Genomic DNA, 23,479 nt, shown 5'->3' on the forward strand with positions numbered 1-23,479 from the left:
CCCAGACTGCGCCGGTCCCCGCCCCGCGGTCGCGCCGATTGACGGCGGCGGTCAATCGGCGGCGGCGTTGTCGGTGGCGGCGTGCACCATGGGGGCATGAGCGTGCGCATCGACATCACGGGGCTGCGGCCGGAGCGGGTCGCGGTCGTGCCCTCGCCCCTGGCCGAGCTGGGCATGGCGCTGCACGCGCTGTCCGAGCCGGGGCACCACCCGGGGCTCCAGGGCTGGGTGACGGCCGTGACCGCCCGGCTCGACTCACACCTGGCCGACCGGATGTGCGAGGCCGACTTCCTGTGGCGGACGACCTTCTCGGACCTGTTCATGCCGTTCGCCGGGGTGCCGGGCCGCAGCGCCCTGCCCGGCGCCACCCTCGCCGACGACCTGGACCTGCTCGACAAGCTGTCCGACGAGCAGTTCGTCGACGCGGCCCTGGAATTCACCTGCGCGCTGCCGTACAGCACCGCGGGCGCCTCGGCGCTCGACGACGCCGAGGCGCGCCGGCGCGCGCTGGACCTGGCCGCCGCGCGGGGACCGCAGCAGCTGCGCTTCAGCGAGCGGCTGCTGGCCGATCCGCCGCGGATCCGGGACTGGCTGCGGCAGTTCGCCCGGGACTGCGACGAGGCGTTCTTCGCGGAGGCCTGGTCCCGGCTGCGCCACCAACTGGCGGCGGACGCCCGGCGCAAGACGGACCTGCTGCGCCACAAGGGCCTCGCCGAGGCGCTGGCCGCGGTCTCCCCGGCGGTGACGCTCGACGAGGGCGCGGCGCGGATCACCGTCGACAAGCTGGGCGACGGCCGCTCCGCGACGGCGGACGGCGGCCTGCTGCTGGTCCCGACCAGCCTGGGCTGGCCGCATCTGATGGTCCTGCACCGGCACGACTGGCAGCCGGTGCTGCACTACCCGGTCGGCTCCCCCGAGCTGGCCTCACCGCCCTCGGTCGAGCAGCTCACGATGCGGATGACCGCGCTGTCCCACCCGGTCCGGATGCGGATCTGCCGGTACCTGGCCCGCAGTGCGTACACCACGGGCGAGCTGGCGCAGGTGCACGGCATGACGGCGCCGGAGATATCCCGGCACCTGGGCGTGCTGAAGAAGGCGGGACTGATCACCACCCGCCGCCGCGGCCGGTACGTCCTGCACCAGCTGGACGTCACGGTGGTGGCCCGGCTGGGCAGCGACTTCCTGGAGGGGATCCTGCGCTGAAGCCGATCCTGCGCTGAAGCCGGTCCCGGGCCGGCCTCAGTCGGCCCGGATGTGCCGGACCCCGACGCCCGCCTGCCGCATCCGGCTGCGCGGCGCGCCCTCGTTGCCGGGCCTCAGGGTGAGTCCCGCGAGGACGGCGATGCGGTCGGCGGTCTTCGGGACGGTCGTGCGGTCCGTCCACAGGTGCTCGGCGCACTCCGGTTCGGCCGGCCGCTCCAGGCAGTGGACGAGCCGCCGCACGGCCCGGCTCTCCCGGCGCGGCCCGCTCCCCTTCCCCGTCACGTACCGGCAGGGCGTGGCCGGGGCCGCGCTCGCGCAGCCGCCGCAGGGCGTGGCCGGGGCCGCTCGCGCAGCCGCCGCAGGACGGTCTCGCGTTCGACGGGCGGCCCGCCGCGGGGCCCTCCGCACCGGCCCGTCAGCCCTGTCCGCCGCCGGCCCGCACCAGCCCGGTCTCGTAGGCGAGGACCACCACCTGCACGCGGTCGCGCAGGCCCAGCTTGGTCAAGATGCGGCCCACATGGGTCTTGACGGTCGCCTCGGACAGCACGAGCCGGGCCGCGATCTCGCCGTTGGACATGCCCTGCGCCACCAGCACCATCACCTCGCGCTCGCGTTCGGTGAGCCGCTGGAGCTCCTTCTGCCGGGGCTCCTGCCCGGTGGCCGGCAGCATCGGCGCGAACCGGTCCAGGAGCCGCCGGGTGGTGGACGGGGCGACCACCGCGTCGCCGCTGTGCACGGAGCGGATCGCGGCGAGCAGCTCGCCGGGCGGCACGTCCTTGAGCATGAAGCCGGAGGCGCCCGCCTTCAGCGCCGAGAACGCGTACTCGTCGAGGTCGAAGGTGGTCAGGATCAGCACCTTCGGCGCGTCCGGGTCCACACAGATCCGGCTGGTGGTCTCCACACCGTCGAGCTTGGGCATGCGGACGTCCATCAGGACGACGTCCACGGCGGTCGAGCGCAGCACCTGGAGCGCCTCGACGCCGTCGCCCGCCTCCGCGACGACCTCCATGTCCGGCTGGGCCGCCAGCACCATCCGGAACCCGGTGCGCAGCAGCACCTGGTCGTCGACGAGCATCACGCGGATCGCCATCGGGGCCTCTTCTTCCTTACAGGTGTCAACGCCGTACGTGCGTGGGGGCGCGGTGGTCAGGGTGCGGGTTTCAGCGGCAGCAGCGCACTGATGCGGAATCCTCCGCCCGGACGCGGGCCCGCGTCCAGGGTTCCGCCGACCATGCCGATCCGCTCGCGCATGCCGATCAGCCCGTGGCCCTGGCCGTCGAAGCCGCCCTCCTCGTACAGCTCGTGCGGGGCGCCCTTGCCGTCGTCCTCGATGAGCAGGCCGAGCCCGTCGTCGAAGTAGACCAGGCGGACACTCGCGCCCGCGTTCTCGCCGCCGTGCTTGCGGGTGTTGGTCAGCGCCTCCTGCACGATGCGGTACGCGGTCAGCTCCACGCCGCTGGGCAGCTGGCGGGGGGTGCCCTCGACCTTGAAGTCGACCGGCAGCCCGGAGGTGCGGCACTGCTCGACGAGGTCCTCGATCTGCTCGACGTCGGGCTGCGGAACGTACTCCCCGGCCTCCTTGTGCTCGCCGGTGCGCAGCACGCCGAGCAGGCGGCGCATCTCCGCGAGCGCCTGCCGGCCGGTGGAGGAGATGGTCTCCAGGGCCTTCTTGGCCTGGTCGGGCGCCGCGTCCAGGACGTAGGCGGCGCCGTCGGCCTGCACCACCATGACGGAGACGTTGTGCGCGACGACGTCGTGCAGCTCGCGCGCGATCCGGGCGCGCTCGGCGGCCACCGCGACCTTGGCCTGCGCCTCGCGCTCCTTCTCCAGCCGGGTCGCGCGCTCCTCCAGCTGTGCGAAGTAGGCGCGCCGGGTGCGGACGGAGTCGCCGAGCACCCAGGCCAGTGCGAAGGGCACCGCCTGGAAGACCGTCACGGCGATGGTGGTGCCCATGCCCAGCTCGCTGTCGTGCCAGCGCAGCTGGGCCAGCGGGGCCGCGCACAGACCGGTGGCCAGCGCGGTCCGGGAGGCCCAGCGGGCGCCGGTGGCGGCCACGGTGTAGATGATCACCAGGAAGGCGAAGTCCGAGGGCATCGTCGAGACGTCGAGGACCAGCTGCCCCACGCCGAGTGCGACGGCGAGCAGCAGCATCCGCTCCGGTGCCCGCTGGCGCAGCGCGATCACGAGGCTGAGCAGCACCACGAAGGGGACGATCAGCGCCACGTTGTCCGTACCGTCCGACCGCGTCCCCGGGGTCGCCGCAGAGACCAGCGAGATTCCGAGCACGACGAGGGCCCAGAAGGAGTCGACACCGGTCGGGTGTCTGCGGAGGAAGTCGTAGAGGCGCTGCACGTAACCCAGCGTAGGGAAGTGGAATAGGTGCAGGGGTCAACCGGAGGGTCGATCCGCATCGGCCGCGCGTACTCCGCAAGGTGGAGGCTCCGTTCTTCTGTGCCCCTAGCCTGGCCCTGTGACACCAGGAACGGCGGGGTTCAGAGGGGCTCCGGAGACGCACGGGAAATGGCGGGGCTGGCGGGACGCCACGCACGAGGCCCTCTACGGACCGGAGGGCTTCTACCGCGCGGGGCCCCGGGGCCCGGCCGGGCACTTCAGGACGTCCGTGCACGCGTCGCCGCTGTTCGCGGGGGCCGTCGCACGGCTGCTGTGCCGGGTCGACGAGGCGCTGGGCCGGCCCGCGGTGCTGGACTTCGTGGACATGGCGGCCGGACGGGGCGAGCTGGTCACCGGGGTGCTGGCGGCGCTGCCCGCCGCCGTGGCGGCCCGCACGCGCGCGTACGCCGTCGAGGTCGCCGCCCGGCCCGAGGGACTCGACCGGAGGGTGCGGTGGCTCGCTCGGCCGCCGGGCGGCGTCACCGGGCTGCTGTTCGCCAACGAGTGGCTGGACAACGTGCCGCTGGAGGTGGCGGAGGTGGACGCCGCGGGCGTGGCACGCCGGGTGCTCGTGCGGGACGACGGGGCCGAGCGGCTCGGGGAGCCGGTGGCCGGGGCGGAGGCCGCGTGGCTGGCCCGGTGGTGGCCGCTGGCCGGCGAGGAGGGTCTGCGGGCGGAGATCGGCCTGCCCCGGGACGCGGCCTGGGCGTCCGCCGTGGCGGCGCTGGACGGCGGGGACGGCGGGCTCGCGGTGGCCGTCGACTACGCGCACACCGCGGCCGCCCGCCCGCCGTTCGGGACGCTCACGGGGTTCCGGGACGGGCGGGAGACGGCACCGGTGCCCGACGGGTCGTGCGACATCACCGCGCATGTCGCACTGGACGCGTGCGCGGCCGCCCACACCGCGAGGTGCACTCCGGGGCACGCGCCCCCAAAGGCGCTGATGCGCCCCCAACGCGAGGCCCTGCACGCCCTGGGCATCACCGGCGCACGCCCCCCGCTCGCGCTGGCCTCCACCGATCCGGCGGCGTACGTGCGCGCCCTCGCGAGCGCCTCCGAGGCCGCCGAGCTGACCGCCCCGGGCGGCCTGGGCGACTTCGTCTGGCTGCTCCAGCCGGTGGGGCCCCTCGACGCCGGGGCGCTACTTGTCGATGTCTCCGACCACGAAGAACAGTGACCCCAGGATGGCGACCATGTCCGCGACCAGCGTCCCGGGCAGCAGGTCCGCCAGCGCCTGGATGTTGTTGTACGACGCCGAGCGCAGCTTCAGCCGGTACGGGGTCTTCTCGCCCTTGCTGACCAGGTAGTAGCCGTTGATGCCGAGCGGGTTCTCGGTCCAGGCGTACGTGTGGCCCTCGGGCGCCTTCAGCACCTTCGGGAGCCGCTGGTTGACCGGGCCGGGCGGCAGATCGGCCAGCCGGTCCAGACAGGCGTCGGCGAGGTCGAGGGCGTTGTGCGTCTGCTCCAGGAGGCACTCGAAGCGGGCCAGGCAGTCGCCCTCGGTGCGGGTGACGACCTTCAGCGTGTCCTGGAGCTCGCCGTAGGCGAGGTACGGCTCGTCGCGGCGCAGGTCGAAGTCGACGCCGGAGGCGCGGGCGATCGGTCCGCTGACGCCGTAGGCGTGCACGGCCTCGGCGCTCAGGGCGCCCACCCCGCGCGTCCGCCCCCGGAAGATCTCGTTGCCGAGCACCAGGTCGTCGAAGACGTCCATGCGCGGGCGCACGGCGGCGACGGCGGCACGCGCGCGCGTGGTCCAGCCCGCCGGGAGGTCCTCCTTGAGCCCGCCGACGCGGTTGAACATGTAGTGCATGCGCCCACCGGAGACCTCCTCCATCACGTTCTGGAGGACCTCCCGCTCGCGGAAGGCGTAGAACACCGGGGTGATGCCGCCCAGCTCCAGCGGGTACGACCCCAGGAACATCAGGTGGTTGAGCACCCGGTTCAGCTCCGCGAGCAGCGTGCGCATCCAGACCGCGCGCGGGGGGACCTCCATGCCGAGCATCCGCTCGACGGCGAGGACGACGCCCAGCTCGTTGGAGAAGGCCGACAGCCAGTCGTGGCGGTTGGCGAGCATGATGATCTGACGGTAGTCACGGGCCTCGAACAGCTTCTCCGCGCCGCGGTGCATGTAGCCGATCACCGGCTCCGCGCTCGTGATGCGCTCGCCGTCCAGAACCAGCTTGAGCCGCAGCACGCCGTGGGTGGACGGGTGCTGGGGCCCGATGTTGAGCACCATGTCGGTGCTCTCCGCGGCACCGCCGATTCCGACCGTGGTCTCCGTCGTAGGAGTCATGAACACAGTCTCCCCTACGTACGCTGGCCCCATGGAGACGGGGAGCCCGGACGACCCGGGCACGGTGGGGGCAACGCGAGCGGCGGACCGGGCGGGTCCGGCGGACCAGGCGGGCCCGGTGCTTCCGGCGCGTCCTGCGGACCAGGCGGGTCCGGTGCTTCCGGCAGATCCTGCGGACCAGGCGGATCCGGCGCGGGAGGAGCCGGTGTGGACCGGCCTGCCGCCCGGACTGCTGCGCATGCGCCGCCTGCTGCTGGTGGTGTGGCTCGGCCTGCTGACGCTCGCCGCCGGTGTACTGCCCGCGCTGTTCCTGGCCCCCTCCTGGGCCGCCCTGGCGCTCCTGCCGCTCGCCCTGCTGGCCTGGGGCTGGGTGATGCTGGGGCGCAACTGGCGCTCCTGGCGGTACGCCGAGCGCGCCGACGACCTGCTGATCAGCCGGGGCGTGCTGTGGCAGGAGGAGACCGTCGTCCCGTACGGGCGCATGCAGCTGGTCGAGGTGACGTCCGGACCGGTCGAGCGGCACTTCGGCCTGGCCAGCGTGCAGCTGCACACGGCCGCCGCCGCGACCGACGCGACCATCCCCGGCCTCGACCCGGCCGAGGCGGAACGCCTCCGCGACCGTCTCACCGAGCTGGGCGAGGCCCGATCGGCGGGACTGTGACCGGGCCGGGGGCCGAGAAGGGCACGGCCGACGCGAGCCGTCCGACGGACCGCACGGGCACCCCGCACGAGGGCACCCCGCACGGGACCGGCAACCGGAAGGACCTGGGGCGGCGCGCCGCGGCCCCTCCCACGGCGGAACCACCCGCCGGTACGTCGGACACCGCACCCGGCCCCCCGGGAACGGACCCCGGCACCCCCGACACCCCCGACGCCGGTGCCGCCGGTGCCGGCGGAGCGACGGCGACGGAAGGCGGCGCGAGCCGACGCCCGGACGACGCCCCGGACGACGCCCCGAACGACGCCCCGAACGACGCTTCGGCCGCCGTGCCCGCCCCGGTCCGACCCGCCGAGAACCCCGCGGCCACCGTCACAGCCGCCACCACCGGCGCCGCCGTGCGCGCGCCCCGCGGCGAGCTCGTAGAGCGCCGTCTCCACCCGGTCACGCCCCTGCGGCGGGCCTGGGCCCCCGTCGCCGTGCTCGTCGGATGGGCCGTGCACGATCCCGACCAGGCGCAGCGCCAGCTGACCCGGCTGACCACCACCCACCTGCTGATCGGCCTCGCCGTACTGATCCCGGCCGCCGCCCTCTACGGCTTCCTCACCTGGTGGTTCACCCACTACGCGGTGACCGACACCGAGCTGCGGATCCGCACCGGACTGCTGTTCCGGCGCACCGCGCACATCCGCCTCGAACGCATCCAGGCGATCGACGTCACCCAGCCCCTGCTGGCCCGGGTCGCGGGGGTCGCCAAGCTCAAGCTCGACGTCATAGGCACCGGCAAGAAGGACGAACTGGCCTTCCTCGGCGCCGACGACGCGCGGGCGCTGCGGGCCGAGCTGCTCGCGCGCGCGGCCGGCTTCGCGCCCGAGACCGCGCACGAGGTCGGGGAGGCCCCCGCGCGGCAGCTGCTGCGGGTGCCGCCCGGCGTCCTCGCCGTCTCCCTCCTGCTGACCGGCGCGACCTGGGGCACGCTGCTCGCCGCCGCCGTCGTACCGACCCTGCTGTGGCTGGCCACCCACAACCTGTGGACGGTGCTGGCGACCGCCCTGCCGCTGGTGGGCGCCGCGGGCGCGAGCAGCGCCGGGCGGTTCGTCGGGGAGTACGACTGGACGGTGGCCGAGTCCCCGGACGGGCTGCGCATCGACCACGGCCTGCTCGACCGCGCCCACGAGACGGTGCCCCCGGGCCGGGTGCAGACCGTACGCCTCGTGGAACCGCTGCTGTGGCGGCGCCGCCGCTGGGTACGGGTCGAGCTGGACGTGGCCGGGTCGTCCAACTCGGTCCTGCTGCCGGTCGCCCCGCGCGAGATCGCCGAGTCGGTCGTCGCGCGCGTCCTGCCCGGGGTGACCGTGCCGACGGGCCCGGAGCTGTCCCGCCCGCCGCGCCGGGCCGCACGCTGCCGACCGCTGTGGTGGCGCGGCCACGGGCTCGCCGTCACCGACACGGTCTTCGCCGCCCGGTACGGCCTGCTGCGCCGCAGCCTGGCACTCGTGCCGCACGCCAAGGTCCAGAGCGTCCGCCTGACACAGGGGCCCTGGCGGCGTGCCCTGCGGCTGGCCGACGTCCATGTGGACACGGGCGCGAACAAGACCGTGACCGCCCGCCTCCGCGACGCCGACGAGGCCGCCCGGCTGCTGCGGAGCCAGGCGGAACGGTCCAGGACCGGCCGCCGGGACGCCCCGCCGGACCGCTGGATGGCCTGAGCCCGATCCCGATCCTCAGCCCGATCCCCAGCCCGAGGGCGAGGGGCGAGCCCGTGCCCGGGAAGGACCACCCCGGCTCAGGAGACCGCGCTGCGCAGCCCCTCTACGTCGATCTGCTCGGTCTCGTCGTGGGCCGTCAGGTCGATCACCTGGCCCACGCCCCGGGACTCCGCACCGGCCTGCTTGAAGGAGACCTCGGCCTCGGCCTTGTGCAGGGCGAGCGCCTCCTGGCCGACCACGTCGGCGAGGTCCTCGTTCTGGACGGTCTCCAGGGCGGCGTCGGCCCCGCCCGCCGAGTCCACCGCACCCTCCGGGTCCTTCGTGCCGAAGAAGTCGAAGCCGCCCTCGACCACCGGACGCCGCGCCGGAGCCGGCGGTACGACGGCCACCGCGGTCGGCACCGTGAAGTGCCCGTCGGCCCGCCGGGTGGGCTGCGTGGACTGGGTGGGCTGCGCGGGCCGCTCGTCGGCGGAGGCGGTAGGGGAGGCGGCGGCGGTGCGCTCGTGGCCGTCGGCCGCCTCGGGCTGCCCCGCTGCCTCATCCTCCTGCGCCGCCGCGGCGCGCTCGCCGCCGTTCCCACCGCCGTCACCGTCCGAGCCGTCGGAGCCGTCGGAGCCGTCGGAGGCTTCGCCCCGGTCGCCCCGGTCGCCCTGGTCGCCCCGGTCGCCACCGTCCGGGCCGGCGGGCGCGTCGCCGTCGAGGCGGGCCAGCGCCGCGTTCGCACGCAGGAACAGCCGGGACCCCTCGGGCGAGAAGACGGCGGGAGCGGAGACCTCGTCGTCGCCCCCGCTCTCCTCGCCCGGCACGACCTGCTCGGAGGTCTCCTCCTCGGACGTCTCCGTCCCCGGCGTCACCTTCTCCGGCGTCTCCTTCTCGGACGTCACCTTCTCCGGCGTCTCCTGAGCCGGGGCGGTCCGGGCCGCCGGCAGCGCGGGAGCCTGCGGCGCGGCCTCGATCTCCAGCAGCCGCCGGCCCTCCAGCGCGCTGGCGCGCTCGGTCTCGGCCGTGGCGTAGCGCCGCAGCAGCGAGGCGTGCTCGTTGCGCAGCCCCGCCAGCTCGGTGCGCTTGGCCCGCAGCCGGTGCTCCAGCTTCTGCCGCAGCTCGCGCGACTCCTCCAGGTCGGACTCCAGTTCGGCGACCCGCTCCTCGAAGCGCCACTCGTCGCTCGCGCGCGCCCGGGTGAGGTCGGCGACCTGCCGCCCCGCCTGCGCGTCCCAGTGCCGCATGACGACCGCGCCGACCACGGCCGTCACCGCGGCGGCCGCGGCCAGGACGCGAAGGAGCATGGTCTCGCTGAGGAACCAGGGCCCGAGGGCGCAGACGACCGAAACACCTGCGATCGCCGACGGAGGAAGCAGCCTGTGCAGAGGCGGGGAATGGCGATGACGTCCACGTGGCATGGCCAGAAACTTACCGCGCGTAGGCGAATCTTGGCGCCCCGCCCCGTAAAAACACGGCCATCTCCGACGTGTTCACAGGGAACCGGGAATCCACACCCCCGACGACGGACGAATTACCCCCGGATTTCAAGATCATTCAAGAGTCCCGTCCCCCGCCCAGCCGCTCATCCAGCCACCGCAGCGTCGCGGGAATCTCCCGCCGCCAGGTATTGAAGTTGTGCCCGCCGCTTTCCAGGATGATCGACGAGATCCGGGTCGGCCTCTTGCCCTTCACCAGATCAATGAACTTCAGCGTGTCCTTGTAGTTCGTCTCGCCGGTCCTGCTGCTGGTGACGAGCAGTGAAGTGTCGGGCGCCGGGGTGTTCTTGAGATACCACCACAGGCTGGCCCGCTTCTCGAGCCCCTCGTCCCCCTGGAAGAGATCACCCGTGGTGGGATCGTTCGGCGCGTCGTAGTACGGCGACAGCCCGGCCCCGGCGGCGTACACCTCCGGATGGTGCGCGGCGAGTTTCAGGGCGCAGTAGCCGCCGGTCGAGTTGCCGACGACGCCCCAGCTCCGCGGCCCCTCGGCCACCCGGTAGTGCGCGCTCACCGCCTGCGGCAGGTCCTTGGCGAAGAACGTCTCCGTCTGCGGTCCGCCCGGTACGTCCACGCACTCCGTGTCGCGCGGCGGCGCCACCGTGGGCCGCAGCATCACCAGGATCATCGGCCGCATCCGACCGGCCTTCGCCAACTCCAGCGCCGTACGCGGGTAATGGAGTTTGTCGACCAACGCCTCGGCGGTGCCCGGATAACCGGTCAGGACGACGGCGGCGGGAAACGTACGGCCGCGGTGCCGCGCCTGAAAGTACTCCGGCGGCAGATAGACATACGCCGGTGACGCGATCCGCGACGTACGCCCGACCACCCGTATCTCCTCGACCCGCCCCGAGACGTCCGGCCGCGCCCCGCCCGCGGGCGTCACCCGCCGGTCACCGACGACCCGCAGCGGCCCACTGCCCGCGTCGGCCGAGTGGTCGACGACGACCCCCTGCCCGTCCTCCCGCCCGAACAGGTCGGCCCAACTGCCGTAGAACCCGAAGGACTGGTTGGCGACCAGCCCCACCGCCGCGAAGACCGCCACCTGGGTGGCGAACAGCAGCCCGACCCTGCCCAGAACGGCCCGCACGCTCCGCCGCGCCAGCCGCGGCCACAGCCACACCGTCCCGGCGAACAGCAGCACGCCGGCCACCACGGCCAGCGCGAGCACCTTGTCGCTCGTCAAACCCATGCCTTGCTACCGCCCGCGCCTTCCGTGCGCCCGTTCGTCCGTTCGTCCGGGCTTTCCGATCAGGGGAGTGAACCTCTCCCTCCGAGACACCGTCCTAGAGGGCGCAATGTCGCCGGATGCCCGAAACGGGCCCGGATCCACGGTCTCTCGCAGAACAACAGGTGCGATGTCTGTCAGGACAGATGAGGAAATGTCGGGCGGGGTTCCGACGAAGCCCACCCGCATACACCGCGCCCTGCGCGGCCCCCGCCCGGAGCGCGTCCCCCTCCTCGTCGGCCGGGCCTGCGTGCTCGTGGGCCTGCTGGACATCGCGGCCGGAGTCTTCCCGCGCTTCCGGCACAGCCGCATGCACGCCCTCGCCGAAGTCCTCCCCGGCGCCTTCGGCCCCTTCGCCGCGGCCCTCTCGCTCAGCGCCGGCGTCCTGCTCCTCCTGCTCGCCCACGGCCTCAAGCGCCGCAAGCGCCGGGCCTGGCGGGCGGCGGTGGCCCTCCTCCCCCTCGGCGCCGTCGCGCAGTTCACCTACCGCCACTCCCTCCTCGGCGTACTGATCTCCCTGGCCCTGCTCGCCCCCCTCCTGCGCCACCGCGACCAGTTCGCGGCGCTCCCCGACCCCCGCAGCCGCTGGCGGGCAGTCGCCAACTTCGTCCTCATGAGCGCGGGTTCCGTCCTGCTCGGCCTGCTCGTCGTCAACGCCCACCCGCACCGCATGCTCGGCGACCCGAGCCTGGCCGACCGCCTCACCCAGGTCCTGTACGGGCTGTTCGGCGTCGAGGGCCCGGTCGGCTACCGGGGCAACACCTCCTGGACGGTCGCCTTCTCCCTGGGCGCCCTCGGCCTCCTGACCGCCATCACCACGATCTACCTGGCCTTCCGCCCCGAGCACCCGGCGGCCCGCCTCACCGAGGACGACGAGACCCGCCTGCGCGCCCTCCTCGCCCGGCACGGCGGCCGCGACTCCCTCGGCCACTTCGCGCTGCGCCGCGACAAGGCCGTCGTCTTCTCCCCCAGCGGCAAGGCCGCCGTCACCTACCGCGTCGTCTCCGGCGTGATGCTGGCCAGCGGCGACCCGATCGGCGACGTCGAGGCCTGGCCGGGCGCCATCGAACGCTTCATGGACGAGGCCCGCGCCCACTCCTGGACCCCGGCCGTCATGGGCTGCTCCGAGACCGGCGGCGAGGTCTGGACCCGCGAAACGGGCCTCGACGCCCTCGAACTGGGCGACGAGGCGGTGGTGGACGTGGCGGATTTCTCCCTCGCCGGCCGCGCGATGCGCAACGTGCGCCAGATGGTCAAGCGCATCGAGCGCGCCGGTTACGAGACCCGGGTACGGCGCGTGGCTGACCTGTCCGACGCCGAACTGGACCGGGTGCGGCGCGCCGCCGACGCGTGGCGCGGCACGGACACCGAGCGCGGCTTCTCCATGGCCCTGGGCCGCGTCGGCGACCCGGCCGACGGCGACTGCCTGATAGCGACGGCCCACAAGCAGGACGCCGACCCCGGCGAATACGGCGACCTCAAGGCGATCCTGCACTTCGTGCCGTGGGGCACGGACGGCGTGTCCCTCGACCTCATGCGCCGCGACCGCGCGGCCGACCCCGGCATGAACGAACTCCTGATCGTGGCCGCGCTCCAGGCCGCCCCGAAGCTGGACATCGCCCGCGTGTCCCTGAACTTCGCGATGTTCCGCGCGGCGCTCGCCCGGGGCGAGAAGATCGGCGCGGGCCCCGTCCTCCGCGCCTGGCGCGGCCTGCTGGTCTTCCTCTCCCGCTGGTTCCAGATCGAGTCCCTGTACAAGTTCAACGCGAAGTTCCGGCCCCGGTGGGAGCCGCGCTTCGTCGTCTACCGCCGCTCCGCCGACCTCCCGCGCATCGGCTTCGCCGCGATGCAGGCGGAGGGTTTCGTCACGGTGTCGCTACCACGAGCCCTGCGACGCCGAACGCCCACCCGCCGCCCCTGCACCCACCAGACGCCGGCACGAGCGGCGTGACGCCCAGTGGCCCGACGTGCCCCCGGCACCCGGCGTGGCTGTGGGGGCAGGGATGGGTCGCATGGCCCGGCGTGGGTGTGGGCGCGGGGTGGGACGCATGGCCCGGCGCTGCCGGGTGCCGCAGGCACTGCGCACCCCCACCACCCCGCTCAACCGCCGGAGGCACCCCGCGCAGCCGCCGCAGCCCACCGCCTACGCTGAACACATGAGCAAGCAGACCGGCCGCCGACGCCACCTGGCGGGACTGACCGCATGGGACCGCTGCGCGGTCATGGGAGTCGTCAACGTCACCCCCGACTCCTTCTCCGACGGCGGCCGCTTCTTCGACACCACGGCCGCCATCAAGCACGGCCTCGACCTGGTCGCCGAGGGCGCCGACCTGGTGGACGTCGGCGGCGAGTCCACCCGCCCCGGCGCCACCCGCGTCGACGAGGACGAGGAACTCAGGCGCGTGGTCCCGGTCGTGCGCGGCCTCGCCTCCGAGGGCGTGACGGTCTCCGTCGACACCATGCGCGCATCGGTCGCCGAGCAGGCCCTCGCCGCCGGCGCCGCGCTGGTCAACGACGTCAGCGGCGGCCTCGCCGACCCCCGGATGATTCCGGTCGTCGCCGACGCGGGCGCCCCCTTCGTCGTCATGCACTGGCGCGGCCTCCTGAAGGACGGCAACGTCAAGGGCACCTACACCGACGTCGTCACCGAGGTCGTCGACGAACTCCACGCACGCGTGGACGCCGTCCTCGACGGCGGCATCGCCCCCGACCGCGTGATCGTCGACCCCGGCCTCGGCTTCTCCAAGGACGCCGAGCACGACCTCGTCCTCCTCGCCCACCTCGACCGCCTGCTCGCCCTCGGCCACCCCCTCCTCGTCGCCGCCTCCCGCAAACGCTTCCTCGGCCGGGTCCTGGCGGGCCCGGAAGCCGCCCCGCCCCCCGCGCGCGAGCGCGACGCGGCCACCGCCGCGGTCTCCGCCCTCGCGGCGCACGCCGGCGCGTGGGCGGTCCGCGTCCACGAGGTCCGCGCCACGGCCGACGCCGTCCGGGTCGCCCGCGCCGTCGAAGGAGCCCGGTGAACGCCCCGCACCTCGACGTCGAACAGGTCGAGGCCGCGAACACCGCCTTCTACGAGGCACTGGAGGAGGGCGATTTCGAGAAGGTCTCCGAGTTCTGGCTGACCCCGTCCGACCTGGGCGTCGACGAGTCGTACCACGACCCGGCCGACGCCGGCGTGGTCTCCTGCGTGCACCCGGGCTGGCCGGTGCTCACCGGCCGCGGCGAGGTCCTCCGCTCGTACGCCCTGATCATGGCGAACACGGACTACATCCAGTTCTTCCTCACCGACGTGCATGTCTCCGTCACCGGCGACACCGCCCTGGTCACCTGCACGGAGAACATCCTCAGCGGCGGCCCCGCCCCCGACGGCGGCGAGGAGCTGGGCCCGCTCGTCGGCCAGCTCGTGGTCGCCACCAACACCTTCCGCCGCACTCCCGCCGGCTGGAAAATCTGGTCGCACCACGCCTCCCCCGTACTGGCGGAAACGGAGGACGAGGACGGCGAGGACACCCCGCCCTGACCGGGCGAGGCGGGGAAGTGGTTGGAATCACCACCCGGCGGGTATGCACGCCTACCAACCCGTGATCCACCGGGACCGCCGGGGAAAACGCCCGGTGAAACCCACCGGCGCCGCACCCCGCCGCACCCCGTCCTCCACCCCGTACTCCACCTCGCCCCCCACCCCGTGTTCCGGCGCTGTCGGTGCACGCGGGTAGATTCGACTGGGGCCGCCGTACCACCCGCACGTGGCACGACCGGCCGAGACCGACGACTGCAGGAGTGATTCGCGTGGATCGTGTCGCGCTGCGCGGCCTGAAGGCCCGTGGGCACCACGGTGTGTTCCCCAAGGAGCGCGAGGACGGCCAGACCTTCCTCGTGGACATCGTCCTTGGCCTGGACACCCGCCCGGCCGCGGCCGACGACGACCTGGCGAAGACCGTGCACTACGGCATCGTGGCCGAGGAGGTCGTGGCCGTCGTCGAGGGCGAGCCGGTCAACCTCGTCGAGACCCTCGCCGAACGCATCGCCCAGGTCTGTCTGAAGCACGAAGGGGTCCAGGAGGTCGAGGTCTGCGTCCACAAGCCGGACGCGCCGATCACCGTCCCGTTCGACGACGTGACCGTCACCATCATCCGGAGCCGTGTATGAGCGCCCCCTTCGCCAAGGGTCCGAGCGACCCGACCGTACAGCCCGTGCCGGCCTCCGTCATCGAGCAGGTCGACGCCGCGGACACCACCCTGTCCAACCCCAAGCGCGCGGTGATCGCCCTCGGCGCCAACCTCGGCAACCGCCTGGAGACCCTCCAGGGCGCGATCGACGCCCTGGAGGACACCCCGGGCGTACGCGTCAAAGGGGTCTCGCCGGTCTACGAGACCGAGCCGTGGGGCGTCGCCCCCGACAGCCAGCCCTCCTACTTCAACGCGGTCGTGATCGTGAAGACGACCCTGCCCCCGTCCTCCCTCCTGGAGCGGGCGCACGCGGTCGAGGAGGCCTTCCACCGGGTCCGCGACGAGCGCTGGGGCCCGCGCACCCTGGACGTCGACATCGTCGCCTACGCCGAGGTCGTCTCCGACGACCCGCACCTCACGCTCCCCCACCCGCGCGCCCACGAACGCGCCTTCGTGCTGGCCCCCTGGCTCGACGTGGACCCCGACGCCGCCCTGCCCGGACAGGGCACGGTGGCCGACCTCCTGGCCGCCGTCACCCGCGACGGCGTGGCCCCCCGCGCCGACCTGGAACTCCGGCTGCCCGAGTAGTCGTTAAGGTCGACGAGGACGACGAGGTCAGGACGACCGCGCCGGGAAGCCGAAGGGACACCGGGACACCGTGAAAGAGTTGCGCATCAGGGTGCTGGCCGGCGTGTTCGTCGTCGCTGGAGTGCTGTCCTGGGCCGGCGCCCGCCTGTGGAACTCGGTGGGGACCCTCCCGAGCGTCCCCCTGGCCGCCCCCGTCGTCCTCGCCCTGATCGCGGTGATCCTGCTGGCCACGGCGCTCTCGATCCGCGCCCGCCTCAAGGCCCAGCGGGACCGCGTCCCCGGCGCCAAGGGCGTCGACCCGATGATGGCGGCCCGCGCCGTGGTCTTCGGCCAGGCGAGCGCCCTGGTGGCCGCCCTCGTCGCCGGCATGTACGGCGGCACGGGCGTCTTCCTGCTGGAGTACCTCGACATCCCGGCCCGCCGCGACCAGGCCATCTACGCGGGCGCCTCGGTCGTCGCGGGCATCGCCGTGATAGCGGCCGCCCTCTTCATGGAACGCGTCTGCAGACTCCCGGAAGACGAGGACGACGACCACCCGGGCGCGGCAACAGCGGCGTAACCCGCCCGGCTCACCAGGGCTGGCGGACCAGGTGTCCGTTGACCAGGAATCCGGGATGAGGGTCGAGTCGGTAGCTGTAGAGGGTGAAGGGCTTGTTCCCGGTGGTCCGCGGCCGCACCTCGTGGACCTGAGTCCAGCAGGACTCCCGGAGTTGCAGCGGGTGCTGCTCAGGCCGGAACGTGCCTCGTGCGGGCCAGCTGTCGACGACGGCCAGCTGGGAGGCGAGTCCATCGGTCCGTGGAGTGAACCGCGCGCCCACCACCTGTGCCAGGTCCGAGAGAAACGGGACGTTCGCGCTGACGAGCAGGCGGCCCGACCAGCCCTTGGCCCGCCATCCGTCGCCCTCCGCGTAGCCGTCCAGGAACCCTTCGAATGTTTCCCTGTCCCGGAGGACGACCCGGGGAAAGCGCTGCCGCATATGGTGCGCGTCACCACCGACGTACTGCCTCATCACGTCGGCGAGGTACGACGACACCACACGCACGCGAAAGCCGGGGACGTCCCGCTGGAGATAACCGGACGGTCGCGTCACTGCCTCCAAACGGGCGGGCAGCCCGGTGGCGACCGTCAGACAGGCCGCGTAGCGCTCGGCGAACGCCTCGTCGTTGACCACCAGGGACACGTAGTTCTTGCCGACAGTCCCGTCCGCGCAGTTGCCTCCGACCAGGTAGCCGAACTCGTAGCCCGGCCTGATGGTCAAGCGCGTACGACGCAGCTTCCGCGCGTGCGTCCAGGCGAGCACGGTCCCGGCGGCGTCCCTCGCGTGGACCCAGCCGTCGGGGGTACCCAGCAACTGGTCGGGCCCCACGGTGAAGCTGACGTTGTCGGTCACGACGTCCACGACCTCGCGAGCCCGGAAGGTGGCGACGGCCGTCACCGTGGTCGGAACCGTGCGCTGCCCGTCCAGCATCCACAGACGGCAACCAACTCGCACGTCCCTCGCCCGCAGGCGCCCCTCGACCGCGCTCACCGTCTGCTTGCTGGGCAGCCCGTGTCCCACTGCGATCCCCCTTGGTCAGTGACCGGATCACTGACCAAGGACGGTATCGGGCACCACCGACAATCGGGTCAGCGCGCCACTATCAGGCTCATCGCCTCGGCACGCGTCGTAGCGTCCCGAAGCTGACCGCGCACCGCCGACGTCGTGGTCTTGGCGCCGGGCTTGCGAACCCCTCGTACGGACATGCACATGTGCTCGGCCTCGATGACGACGATCACGCCCCGGGCCTCGAGAATCCGCATCAGCGAGTCCGCGACCTGCGTAGTGAGACGTTCCTGCACCTGTAGGCGGCGTGCGAAGACTTCCACCAGCCGTGCGAGCTTCGAGAGACCGGTGATCTTGCCACTCGCAGCCGGGATGTAGCCGATGTGGGCCACACCATGGAAGGGCAACATGTGATGCTCACACAAACTGACGATTTCGATGTCCTTCACCAGCACCATCTCGTCGTGGCCGATGTCGAACGTCGTCGTCAGTACATCCTCAGGCTCCTGAGCGTGCCCCGCCAGGAGCTCTCGATACGCCCGCGCCACGCGTGCCGGCGTCTCCCTCAGGCCCTCGCGGTCCGGGTCCTCGCCGACCGCGATCAGCAGTTCGCGTACGGCGTTCTCGGCACGCTTCTCGTCGAACTCGCCGATCTGGCCCTCGCCGTCCAGCGTCACGGGGTCGGTCATGTGATGCCTCGTTCCTGATCCGTCCTGCGACGGCATACGAAAATGCCGCACCCCCCAAGGCTAGAACCTGGGGGGTGCGGCATACATTCCGGGCCTGGTCGGGCCGCCGGAGCGGTCCGGGGCGGCCGGGGGGTCAGCTCTCCGGGCGGTCCTCCGGTGCTCGCTCCGGTGCCGGAGCGGGCTCCACCGTGGTGCTCTTGGCGGTGGAGATCGCCGCCGTCGCGCCGTTCGCCCCGTTCGTCAGTGCGAGCTCCTTCGGGGAGAGCACCGGCGGACGCGTCGAGGGCGTGCGGCGGGAGGAGCCGGTCCACGCGGGACGGGCCGGACGCTTGACGATCTGGGAGAAGACCTCGGCGATCTCCTCCTTGCCCAGCGTCTCCTTCTCCAGCAGCGCGAGGACGAGGTTGTCGAGGACGTCGCGGTTCTCGACCAGGATCTCCCAGGCCTCGTTGTGCGCCGTCTCGATGAGCTTCTTGACCTCCTCGTCGACCAGCGCGGCGACCTCTTCCGAGTAGTCGCGCTGGTGGGCCATCTCACGTCCGAGGAACGGCTCGCTGTTGTCGCCGCCGAACTTGATGGCGCCGAGGCGCTCGGTCATGCCGTACTGCGTGACCATCGCCCGGGCCAGACCGGTGGCCTTCTCGATGTCGTTGGCCGCGCCGGTCGTCGGGTCGTGGAAGACCAGTTCCTCGGCCGCGCGGCCGCCCAGCATGTAGGCGAGCTGGTCGAGCATCTCGTTGCGCGTGGTCGAGTACTTGTCCTCGTCCGGGAGCACCATCGTGTAGCCGAGGGCCCGGCCTCTGGACAGGATCGTGATCTTGTGGACCGGGTCGGAGTTCGGTGAGGCCGCCGCGACCAGGGCGTGGCCGCCCTCGTGGTACGCGGTGATCTTCTTCTCCTTGTCCGACATGATCCGGGTCCGCTTCTGCGGGCCCGCGACCACGCGGTCGATCGCCTCGTCCAGCATGTGGTTGTCGATCAGCTTCTGGTCGCTGCGGGCCGTCAGCAGGGCGGCCTCGTTCAGCACGTTGGCCAGATCGGCACCGGTCATGCCGGGCGTACGGCGGGCGACGGCCGACAGGTCGACGTCGGGGGCGACCGGCTTGCCCTTCTGGTGGACCTTGAGGATCTCCAGACGGCCCTGCATGTCGGGGCGGTCGACCGCGATCTGCCGGTCGAAGCGGCCGGGGCGCAGCAGCGCCGGGTCGAGGATGTCGGGCCGGTTCGTCGCGGCGATGAGGATCACGCCGCCCTTGACGTCGAAGCCGTCCATCTCGACGAGCAGCTGGTTCAGGGTCTGCTCGCGCTCGTCGTGACCGCCGCCGAGGCCGGCGCCGCGGTGGCGGCCGACCGCGTCGATCTCGTCGACGAAGACGATGGCCGGGGCGTTCGCCTTGGCCTGCTCGAACAGGTCGCGCACTCGGGAGGCACCGACACCGACGAACATCTCGACGAAGTCGGAACCGGAGATCGAGTAGAACGGCACGCCGGCCTCGCCCGCGACGGCACGCGCGAGCAGGGTCTTGCCGGTGCCGGGCGGGCCGTACAGCAGCACGCCCTTGGGGATCTTGGCGCCGACGGCCTGGAACTTGGCCGGCTCCTGGAGGAACTCCTTGATCTCGTGGAGTTCCTCGACGGCCTCGTCCGACCCCGCGACGTCGGAGAACGTCGTCTTCGGGGTGTCCTTGGTGATGAGCTTCGCCTTCGACTTGCCGAAGTTCATGACCCGGGAGCCGCCGCCCTGCATCTGATTCATCAGGAACAGGAAGACGACCACGATGAGGACGAACGGGAGCAGGGAGAGCAGAATCCCGACGAACGGGTTCTGCTTCGACGGCGACACGGTGTAGCCGTCGGAGATCTGCTTGTCCTGGTACTTGTTCTGAAGTGTGTTGGCGAGGGTCACGCCCTGGTCGCCGATGTAGCTCGCCTGGATCTTCGAGCTGCCCTCGACCTTTTCGCCGTCCTTGAGCTGGACCTTGATGGTCTGCTCGTCACCGGTGGTCAGCTTGGCCGACTCGACCCGGTTGTCGTTGATCGCCTGGACGACCTGGCCCGTGTCCACCGTCTTGTAGCCACCGGACGAGCCCACGACCTGCATCAACACGACCACGGCAAGGACGGCCAGCACGATCCACATGATTGGCCCACGGAAGTATCGCTTCACGTCCATCCACACGGAGCGGTGTCGCCCCGTCCCTCCTGCCATAGTGAGTTTGATAAGACAGTTCTTCTGACGGTACCCCAGCGTGGCGGCCGTCAGCCGCACGGGCGGGCCGACGTCCCGTCTGCATGCTCCAACGGCGCGAGGGCCCGAGGGGTTCCCGGTGACCCGCCGAAACGCCGTGAAGTCCGTTACAGGGGCGCGTCAGCCGCCGTACACGTGGGGCGCGAGCGTACCGACGAACGGGAGGTTGCGGTACTTCTCGGCGTAGTCGAGGCCGTAGCCGACGACGAACTCGTTGGGGATGTCGAAGCCGACCCACTCCACGTCGATGGCGACCTTCGCGGCGTCGGGCTTGCGCAGCAGCGTGCACACCTTGAGGGAGGCGGGCTCGCGCGAGCCGAGGTTGGAGATCAGCCAGGACAGGGTCAGGCCGGAGTCGATGATGTCCTCGACGATCAGGACGTGACGGCCCTTGATGTCGGTGTCGAGGTCCTTGAGGATCCGCACCACGCCGGAGGACTGGGTGCCCGCGCCGTACGAGGACACCGCCATCCAGTCCATCGTGACGGGGGTGGACAGCGTGCGCGCCAGGTCGGCCATGACCATCACGGCGCCCTTGAGGACGCCGACGATGAGCAGGTCCTTGCCCGCGTACTCCGCGTCGATCTTCGCGGCCAGCTCGGCCAGCTTCGCGTCGATCTCTTCCTTGGTGATGAGTACCTTCTCGAGGTCGGCACCCATGTCGTTCGCGTCCACCCGCATCACTTTCGGTCGTCCCACCGGCCATTCCGGAGCGCCCCGCGATCCGTGTGCGGATCGGTGGGAGGGTCCGGATTCAGCCTTGCCGAATCACCAGTCTGCCACCCTGCCGCCGGGCGACGACTTTGCCCGGGAGGTTGATGGCCCCCTGACCGCGCCAGCCGGTGATCAGCCGGTCGACTTCCTCGATGTGGCGGGCGAACAGGGCACCGCCGGGCGCACCGGCCTCCAGGGCGGCGCGGCGCAGGATCCGGCGGCGTACGGCGGGCGGCAGGGCGTACAGCTTGGCGCACGCGAGTCCGCCGGTGGCGTCGCGGACGCCGGCCTCGGCCTGGCGGGCCCAGGTGTCGAGGGCGTCGGCGTCGTCCCGGGAGAGCTGGGCCGTACGGGCGAGCGCCTCGACGACGCCCTTGCCGAGCGCCTTCTCCAGGGCGGGCAGGCCCTCGTGGCGCAGCCGGGAGCGGGTGTAGGCGGGGTCGGCGTTGTGGGGGTCGTCCCAGACGGGCAGGGACTGGACCATGCAGGCCTTGCGGGCGGTCTGGCGGTCGACCTGGAGGAAGGGGCGCCGGTAACGGCCGCCGGCCCCCGAGACCGCGGCCATGCCCGACAGGGAGCGGATGCCGGAGCCGCGGGCGAGGCCCAGCAGGACGGTCTCGGCCTGGTCGTCGCGGGTGTGGCCGAGCAGGACGGCGGCGGCGCCGTGGCGGGCGGCGGCGGCGTCCAGCGCGGCGTAGCGGGCGTCGCGGGCGGCGGCTTCCGGGCCGCCCTCGCGGCCGACGGTCACGGCGGTGGCCTCCACGGGGTCGAGGCCCAACTCGCGCAGGCGCAGGACGACTTCCTCGGCGCGCAGGTCGGAGCCGCTCTGCAGGCCGTGGTCGACGGTGACCCCGCCGGCGCGGACGCCGAGCCGGGGGGCCTCGAAGGCGAGGGCGGAGGCGAGCGCCATGGAGTCGGCACCGCCGGAGCAGGCCACGAGCACGAGTGGTGCCGCCGGAAGCCCGGGCGGGCGTTCGCGCGTAGGCTCGACGGCCGTCGCGGCGGGGACGCCGGCCGGAGTGTTCAGTTCGGTGAGGATGTCGTGGAGGACGCGGCGGACCGCCAGGCGTATCGCCGCGACCGCAGGATGGGGACCCATGTCCGGTGCCCTTCATGAAGTTGTCGGGGGTGAGCCCGAGGTTCGGTCACGCAGAGTGTGTAGATGGTGACAGAAACGGGCCGTTCCCCGAGCATCGCACGCCTGCCGAAGCCTCACGGTCCCTCGGACGGGTGATTGGAGGGTCGTTCGCCTGCCGTCGGCCGGAATCGTTTCACGCCCCGCCCGCGCGGCTCACGCCTCCGGCTTGCGGTGCACCCGCGCGATCCAGTCCGCCGGTTTGGCGATCTCCGACTTGGTGGGGAGCGTGTTGGGCGAGGTCCAGACGCGGTTGAAGCCGTCCATGCCGCACTCCTCGACGACGGCCCGTACGAACCGTTCGCCGTCCCGGTACTGGCGGAGCTTGGCGTCCAGGCCGAGCAGCTTGCGCAGCGCCATGTCGAGGCGGGAGGCGCCCTTGGCGCGGCGCTGCTGGAACTTCTCGCGGATCTCGCCGACGCTCGGCACGACCGCCGGTCCGACGCCGTCCATCACGAAGTCGGCGTGCCCCTCCAGGAGGGACATGACGGCGGTGAGGCGGCCGAGAACCTCCCGTTGGGCGGGGGTCTGCACCAGCTCCACGAGCGAGCGGCCGCCGTCGTCCTCCTCCGCCTCGGGACGGCCCCCGGCCAGCGTCTGGGCGGCCTCGCGGACCCGTTCGAGGACGGTCATGGGGTCCACGTCGGTCTCGGCCAGGAACGACTGGATTTCGCCCTCGAGGTGGTCGCGCAGCCAGGGCACGGCGGTGAACTGCGTGCGGTGCGTCTCCTCGTGCAGGGTCACCCACAGGCGGAAGTCGTGGGGTTCCACGTCGAGTTCGCGCTCGACGTGCACGATGTTCGGCGCGACCAGGAGCAGCCGGCCGCCGCCGTTCGCGCCGGCGGGCAGTTCGCGGGTGGCGGGGGCGAAGGTCTCGTACTGGCCGAGGACGCGGGAGGACAGGAACGACAGCAGCATGCCCAGCTCCACGCCGGTGACCTTGCCGCCGACGGCGCCGAGGACCGCGTTGCCCGCGCCGCCGCCGCGCCGCTCCTGCATCTTCTCCAGCAGGGGTTTGAGCAGCTCCCGGAACCCGGCGACGTTGGCCCGGACCCAGCCGGGCCGGTCGACCACCAGGACGGGGGTGTCGTGGGTCTCCTCGGTGCCCATCCGGGTGAAGCCGCGGACGTGCTCCTCCGAGGACTTGGCATGGCGGCGGAGCTCGGCGACGACGGCCCTGGCCTCGTCGCGGCTCACCTCGGGGCCCGGCCGTACGAGCCGGGTCGCGGTCGCCACCGCGAGGTTCCAGTCGACCATGCCGGAATTAGCGCCGATGCTCGTCATGCGTCAACGGTACGGGAGCGCTGCCGCTGGGGGGCAGTCGTGCGGGGGTGCCGGGCCGGCGGGGTCCGTTGCCAGGGCACCCGGCGTTGCGGTGCCGCCGCGCCCACCCGTGCCGCCCGGGGGTACCTCCCAGGCCGTTCAGGCACTG

The 23,479-nt window shown here is 72.6% G+C and carries 21 protein-coding genes and 1 pseudogene; 10 read left to right on the forward strand and 12 right to left on the reverse strand.

All coding sequences use genetic code 11. The features are described 5' to 3' along the window. Positions 1–96 precede the first annotated feature (96 nt). Positions 97–1,203 (forward strand): DUF5937 family protein, encoded by a 1,107-nt coding sequence (locus tag B9W62_RS17205; RefSeq protein WP_087807985.1) that lies wholly within the window; start codon positions 97–99, stop codon positions 1,201–1,203. Between the two features lie 36 nt (positions 1,204–1,239). Here B9W62_RS17205 and B9W62_RS17210 read toward each other — a convergent pair. The 3 genes and pseudogenes from B9W62_RS17210 to B9W62_RS17220 all read right to left on the reverse strand — a co-directional run. Further along, positions 1,240–1,531: pseudogene (locus tag B9W62_RS17210) on the reverse strand (ATP-binding protein); the annotation flags it as partial. Positions 1,532–1,618: 87 nt separating this feature from the next. Continuing rightward, the gene (locus tag B9W62_RS17215) at positions 1,619–2,293 is read right to left on the reverse strand and encodes a response regulator (protein WP_087807986.1); all 675 of its coding nucleotides are present in this window, start codon (positions 2,291–2,293) and stop codon (positions 1,619–1,621) included. Between the two features lie 56 nt (positions 2,294–2,349). Then, on the reverse strand, positions 2,350–3,555 hold the full coding sequence (locus tag B9W62_RS17220; RefSeq protein WP_087807987.1) for a sensor histidine kinase: 1,206 nt from the start codon (positions 3,553–3,555) through the stop codon (positions 2,350–2,352). 118 nt (positions 3,556–3,673) lie between these two features. Between B9W62_RS17220 and B9W62_RS17225 the strand changes: the two genes are divergently transcribed. Next, positions 3,674–4,771: an SAM-dependent methyltransferase gene (locus B9W62_RS17225; RefSeq protein WP_087807988.1), complete on the forward strand. Its 1,098-nt coding sequence runs from the start codon at positions 3,674–3,676 to the stop codon at positions 4,769–4,771. Here the strand turns inward: B9W62_RS17225 and B9W62_RS17230 are convergent. Beyond that, positions 4,736–5,887 carry an NADH-quinone oxidoreductase subunit D gene (locus tag B9W62_RS17230; protein ID WP_087807989.1) on the reverse strand — a complete coding sequence of 384 codons (1,152 nt, stop codon included), beginning with the start codon at positions 5,885–5,887 and terminating at the stop codon, positions 4,736–4,738. The two genes, B9W62_RS17225 and B9W62_RS17230, sit on opposite strands and share 36 nt — an antisense overlap. Positions 5,888–5,918: 31 nt before the next feature. Between B9W62_RS17230 and B9W62_RS17235 the strand changes: the two genes are divergently transcribed. Continuing rightward, positions 5,919–6,548, forward strand: coding sequence for a PH domain-containing protein (locus B9W62_RS17235; protein WP_256976457.1), 630 nt, complete (start codon positions 5,919–5,921; stop codon positions 6,546–6,548). A 395-nt stretch (positions 6,549–6,943) separates the two neighbouring features. Beyond that, entirely contained in the window at positions 6,944–8,254 is a 1,311-nt protein-coding gene (locus tag B9W62_RS17240; protein WP_087811950.1) for a PH domain-containing protein, read from the forward strand. Between the two features lie 77 nt (positions 8,255–8,331). Here the strand turns inward: B9W62_RS17240 and B9W62_RS17245 are convergent, their stop codons facing one another. Both B9W62_RS17245 and B9W62_RS17250 read right to left on the reverse strand, forming a co-directional pair. Continuing rightward, positions 8,332–9,540: a hypothetical protein gene (locus B9W62_RS17245; protein WP_087807991.1), complete on the reverse strand. Its 1,209-nt coding sequence runs from the start codon at positions 9,538–9,540 to the stop codon at positions 8,332–8,334. Positions 9,541–9,790: 250 nt separating this feature from the next. Then, positions 9,791–10,924 (reverse strand): alpha/beta hydrolase, encoded by a 1,134-nt coding sequence (locus tag B9W62_RS17250; RefSeq protein ID WP_087807992.1) that lies wholly within the window; start codon positions 10,922–10,924, stop codon positions 9,791–9,793. 190 nt (positions 10,925–11,114) lie between these two features. Here B9W62_RS17250 and B9W62_RS17255 point away from each other — a divergent pair, with 190 nt between their 5' ends. The 6 genes from B9W62_RS17255 (at position 11,115) to B9W62_RS17280 (ending at position 16,276) form a co-directional block, all read left to right on the forward strand. Continuing rightward, a complete protein-coding gene (locus tag B9W62_RS17255) occupies positions 11,115–12,911 on the forward strand; it encodes a phosphatidylglycerol lysyltransferase domain-containing protein (protein WP_087807993.1) in 1,797 nt (598 codons plus the stop codon). A 205-nt stretch (positions 12,912–13,116) separates the two neighbouring features. After that, entirely contained in the window at positions 13,117–13,980 is an 864-nt protein-coding gene (gene folP / locus B9W62_RS17260) for a dihydropteroate synthase (RefSeq protein WP_087811951.1), read from the forward strand. Then, positions 13,977–14,480 carry a nuclear transport factor 2 family protein gene (locus tag B9W62_RS17265; RefSeq protein ID WP_087807994.1) on the forward strand — a complete coding sequence of 168 codons (504 nt, stop codon included), beginning with the start codon at positions 13,977–13,979 and terminating at the stop codon, positions 14,478–14,480. The genes folP and B9W62_RS17265 overlap by 4 nt, the downstream gene beginning before the upstream one ends. 269 nt (positions 14,481–14,749) lie before the next feature. Next, complete coding sequence (gene folB / locus B9W62_RS17270) at positions 14,750–15,109, forward strand: dihydroneopterin aldolase (RefSeq protein WP_052836365.1); 360 nt, start codon at positions 14,750–14,752, stop codon at positions 15,107–15,109. Further along, the gene (gene folK, locus B9W62_RS17275) at positions 15,106–15,717 is read left to right on the forward strand and encodes a 2-amino-4-hydroxy-6-hydroxymethyldihydropteridine diphosphokinase (RefSeq protein WP_087807995.1); all 612 of its coding nucleotides are present in this window, start codon (positions 15,106–15,108) and stop codon (positions 15,715–15,717) included. Before folB ends, folK begins: the two co-directional genes overlap by 4 nt. Before the next feature lie 70 nt (positions 15,718–15,787). Then, positions 15,788–16,276 carry a DUF3180 domain-containing protein gene (locus B9W62_RS17280; RefSeq protein ID WP_087807996.1) on the forward strand — a complete coding sequence of 163 codons (489 nt, stop codon included), beginning with the start codon at positions 15,788–15,790 and terminating at the stop codon, positions 16,274–16,276. Positions 16,277–16,286: 10 nt separating this feature from the next. Here B9W62_RS17280 and B9W62_RS17285 read toward each other — a convergent pair whose 3' ends face one another. The 6 genes from B9W62_RS17285 to B9W62_RS17310 form a co-directional block, all read right to left on the reverse strand. Then, positions 16,287–17,276 carry a hypothetical protein gene (locus B9W62_RS17285; protein ID WP_256976459.1) on the reverse strand — a complete coding sequence of 330 codons (990 nt, stop codon included), beginning with the start codon at positions 17,274–17,276 and terminating at the stop codon, positions 16,287–16,289. Between the two features lie 68 nt (positions 17,277–17,344). Beyond that, positions 17,345–17,950 (reverse strand): GTP cyclohydrolase I FolE, encoded by a 606-nt coding sequence (folE, locus tag B9W62_RS17290; protein WP_087807997.1) that lies wholly within the window; start codon positions 17,948–17,950, stop codon positions 17,345–17,347. A 133-nt stretch (positions 17,951–18,083) separates the two neighbouring features. Then, positions 18,084–20,123, reverse strand: coding sequence for an ATP-dependent zinc metalloprotease FtsH (gene ftsH, locus B9W62_RS17295; RefSeq protein ID WP_087807998.1), 2,040 nt, complete (start codon positions 20,121–20,123; stop codon positions 18,084–18,086). Positions 20,124–20,318: 195 nt separating this feature from the next. Then, entirely contained in the window at positions 20,319–20,879 is a 561-nt protein-coding gene (gene hpt / locus B9W62_RS17300) for a hypoxanthine phosphoribosyltransferase (RefSeq protein WP_007452004.1), read from the reverse strand. A 73-nt stretch (positions 20,880–20,952) separates the two neighbouring features. Continuing rightward, complete coding sequence (gene tilS / locus B9W62_RS17305) at positions 20,953–22,011, reverse strand: tRNA lysidine(34) synthetase TilS (protein WP_087807999.1); 1,059 nt, start codon at positions 22,009–22,011, stop codon at positions 20,953–20,955. 192 nt (positions 22,012–22,203) lie between these two features. Then, on the reverse strand, positions 22,204–23,331 hold the full coding sequence (locus tag B9W62_RS17310; RefSeq protein WP_087808000.1) for a zinc-dependent metalloprotease: 1,128 nt from the start codon (positions 23,329–23,331) through the stop codon (positions 22,204–22,206). Positions 23,332–23,479 lie beyond the last annotated feature (148 nt).

Origin of the sequence: Streptomyces sp. CS113 (genome assembly GCF_002188365.1) — a bacterium.
In the GTDB taxonomy this organism is placed as follows: domain Bacteria; phylum Actinomycetota; class Actinomycetes; order Streptomycetales; family Streptomycetaceae; genus Streptomyces; species Streptomyces tendae.

Bases quoted from the DNA above. Each gene is read 5' to 3' on its own strand.
- B9W62_RS17215 (WP_087807986.1), bottom strand. From the start codon at position 2,293: ATGGCGATCCGCGTGATGCTCGTCGACGACCAGGTGCTGCTGCGCACC.
- ftsH (WP_087807998.1), bottom strand. From the start codon at position 20,123: ATGGACGTGAAGCGATACTTCCGTGGGCCAATCATGTGGATCGTGCTG.
- hpt (WP_007452004.1), bottom strand. From the start codon at position 20,879: ATGCGGGTGGACGCGAACGACATGGGTGCCGACCTCGAGAAGGTACTC.
- B9W62_RS17245 (WP_087807991.1), bottom strand. From the start codon at position 9,540: ATGCTCCTTCGCGTCCTGGCCGCGGCCGCCGCGGTGACGGCCGTGGTC.
- B9W62_RS17205 (WP_087807985.1), top strand. From the start codon at position 97: ATGAGCGTGCGCATCGACATCACGGGGCTGCGGCCGGAGCGGGTCGCG.
- tilS (WP_087807999.1), bottom strand. From the start codon at position 22,011: ATGGGTCCCCATCCTGCGGTCGCGGCGATACGCCTGGCGGTCCGCCGC.
- folE (WP_087807997.1), bottom strand. From the start codon at position 17,950: ATGACCGACCCCGTGACGCTGGACGGCGAGGGCCAGATCGGCGAGTTC.
- B9W62_RS17255 (WP_087807993.1), top strand. From the start codon at position 11,115: ATGTCGGGCGGGGTTCCGACGAAGCCCACCCGCATACACCGCGCCCTG.
- B9W62_RS17250 (WP_087807992.1), bottom strand. From the start codon at position 10,924: ATGGGTTTGACGAGCGACAAGGTGCTCGCGCTGGCCGTGGTGGCCGGC.
- B9W62_RS17230 (WP_087807989.1), bottom strand. From the start codon at position 5,887: ATGACTCCTACGACGGAGACCACGGTCGGAATCGGCGGTGCCGCGGAG.
- folP (WP_087811951.1), top strand. From the start codon at position 13,117: ATGAGCAAGCAGACCGGCCGCCGACGCCACCTGGCGGGACTGACCGCA.
- B9W62_RS17235 (WP_256976457.1), top strand. From the start codon at position 5,919: ATGGAGACGGGGAGCCCGGACGACCCGGGCACGGTGGGGGCAACGCGA.
- folK (WP_087807995.1), top strand. From the start codon at position 15,106: ATGAGCGCCCCCTTCGCCAAGGGTCCGAGCGACCCGACCGTACAGCCC.
- B9W62_RS17310 (WP_087808000.1), bottom strand. From the start codon at position 23,331: ATGACGAGCATCGGCGCTAATTCCGGCATGGTCGACTGGAACCTCGCG.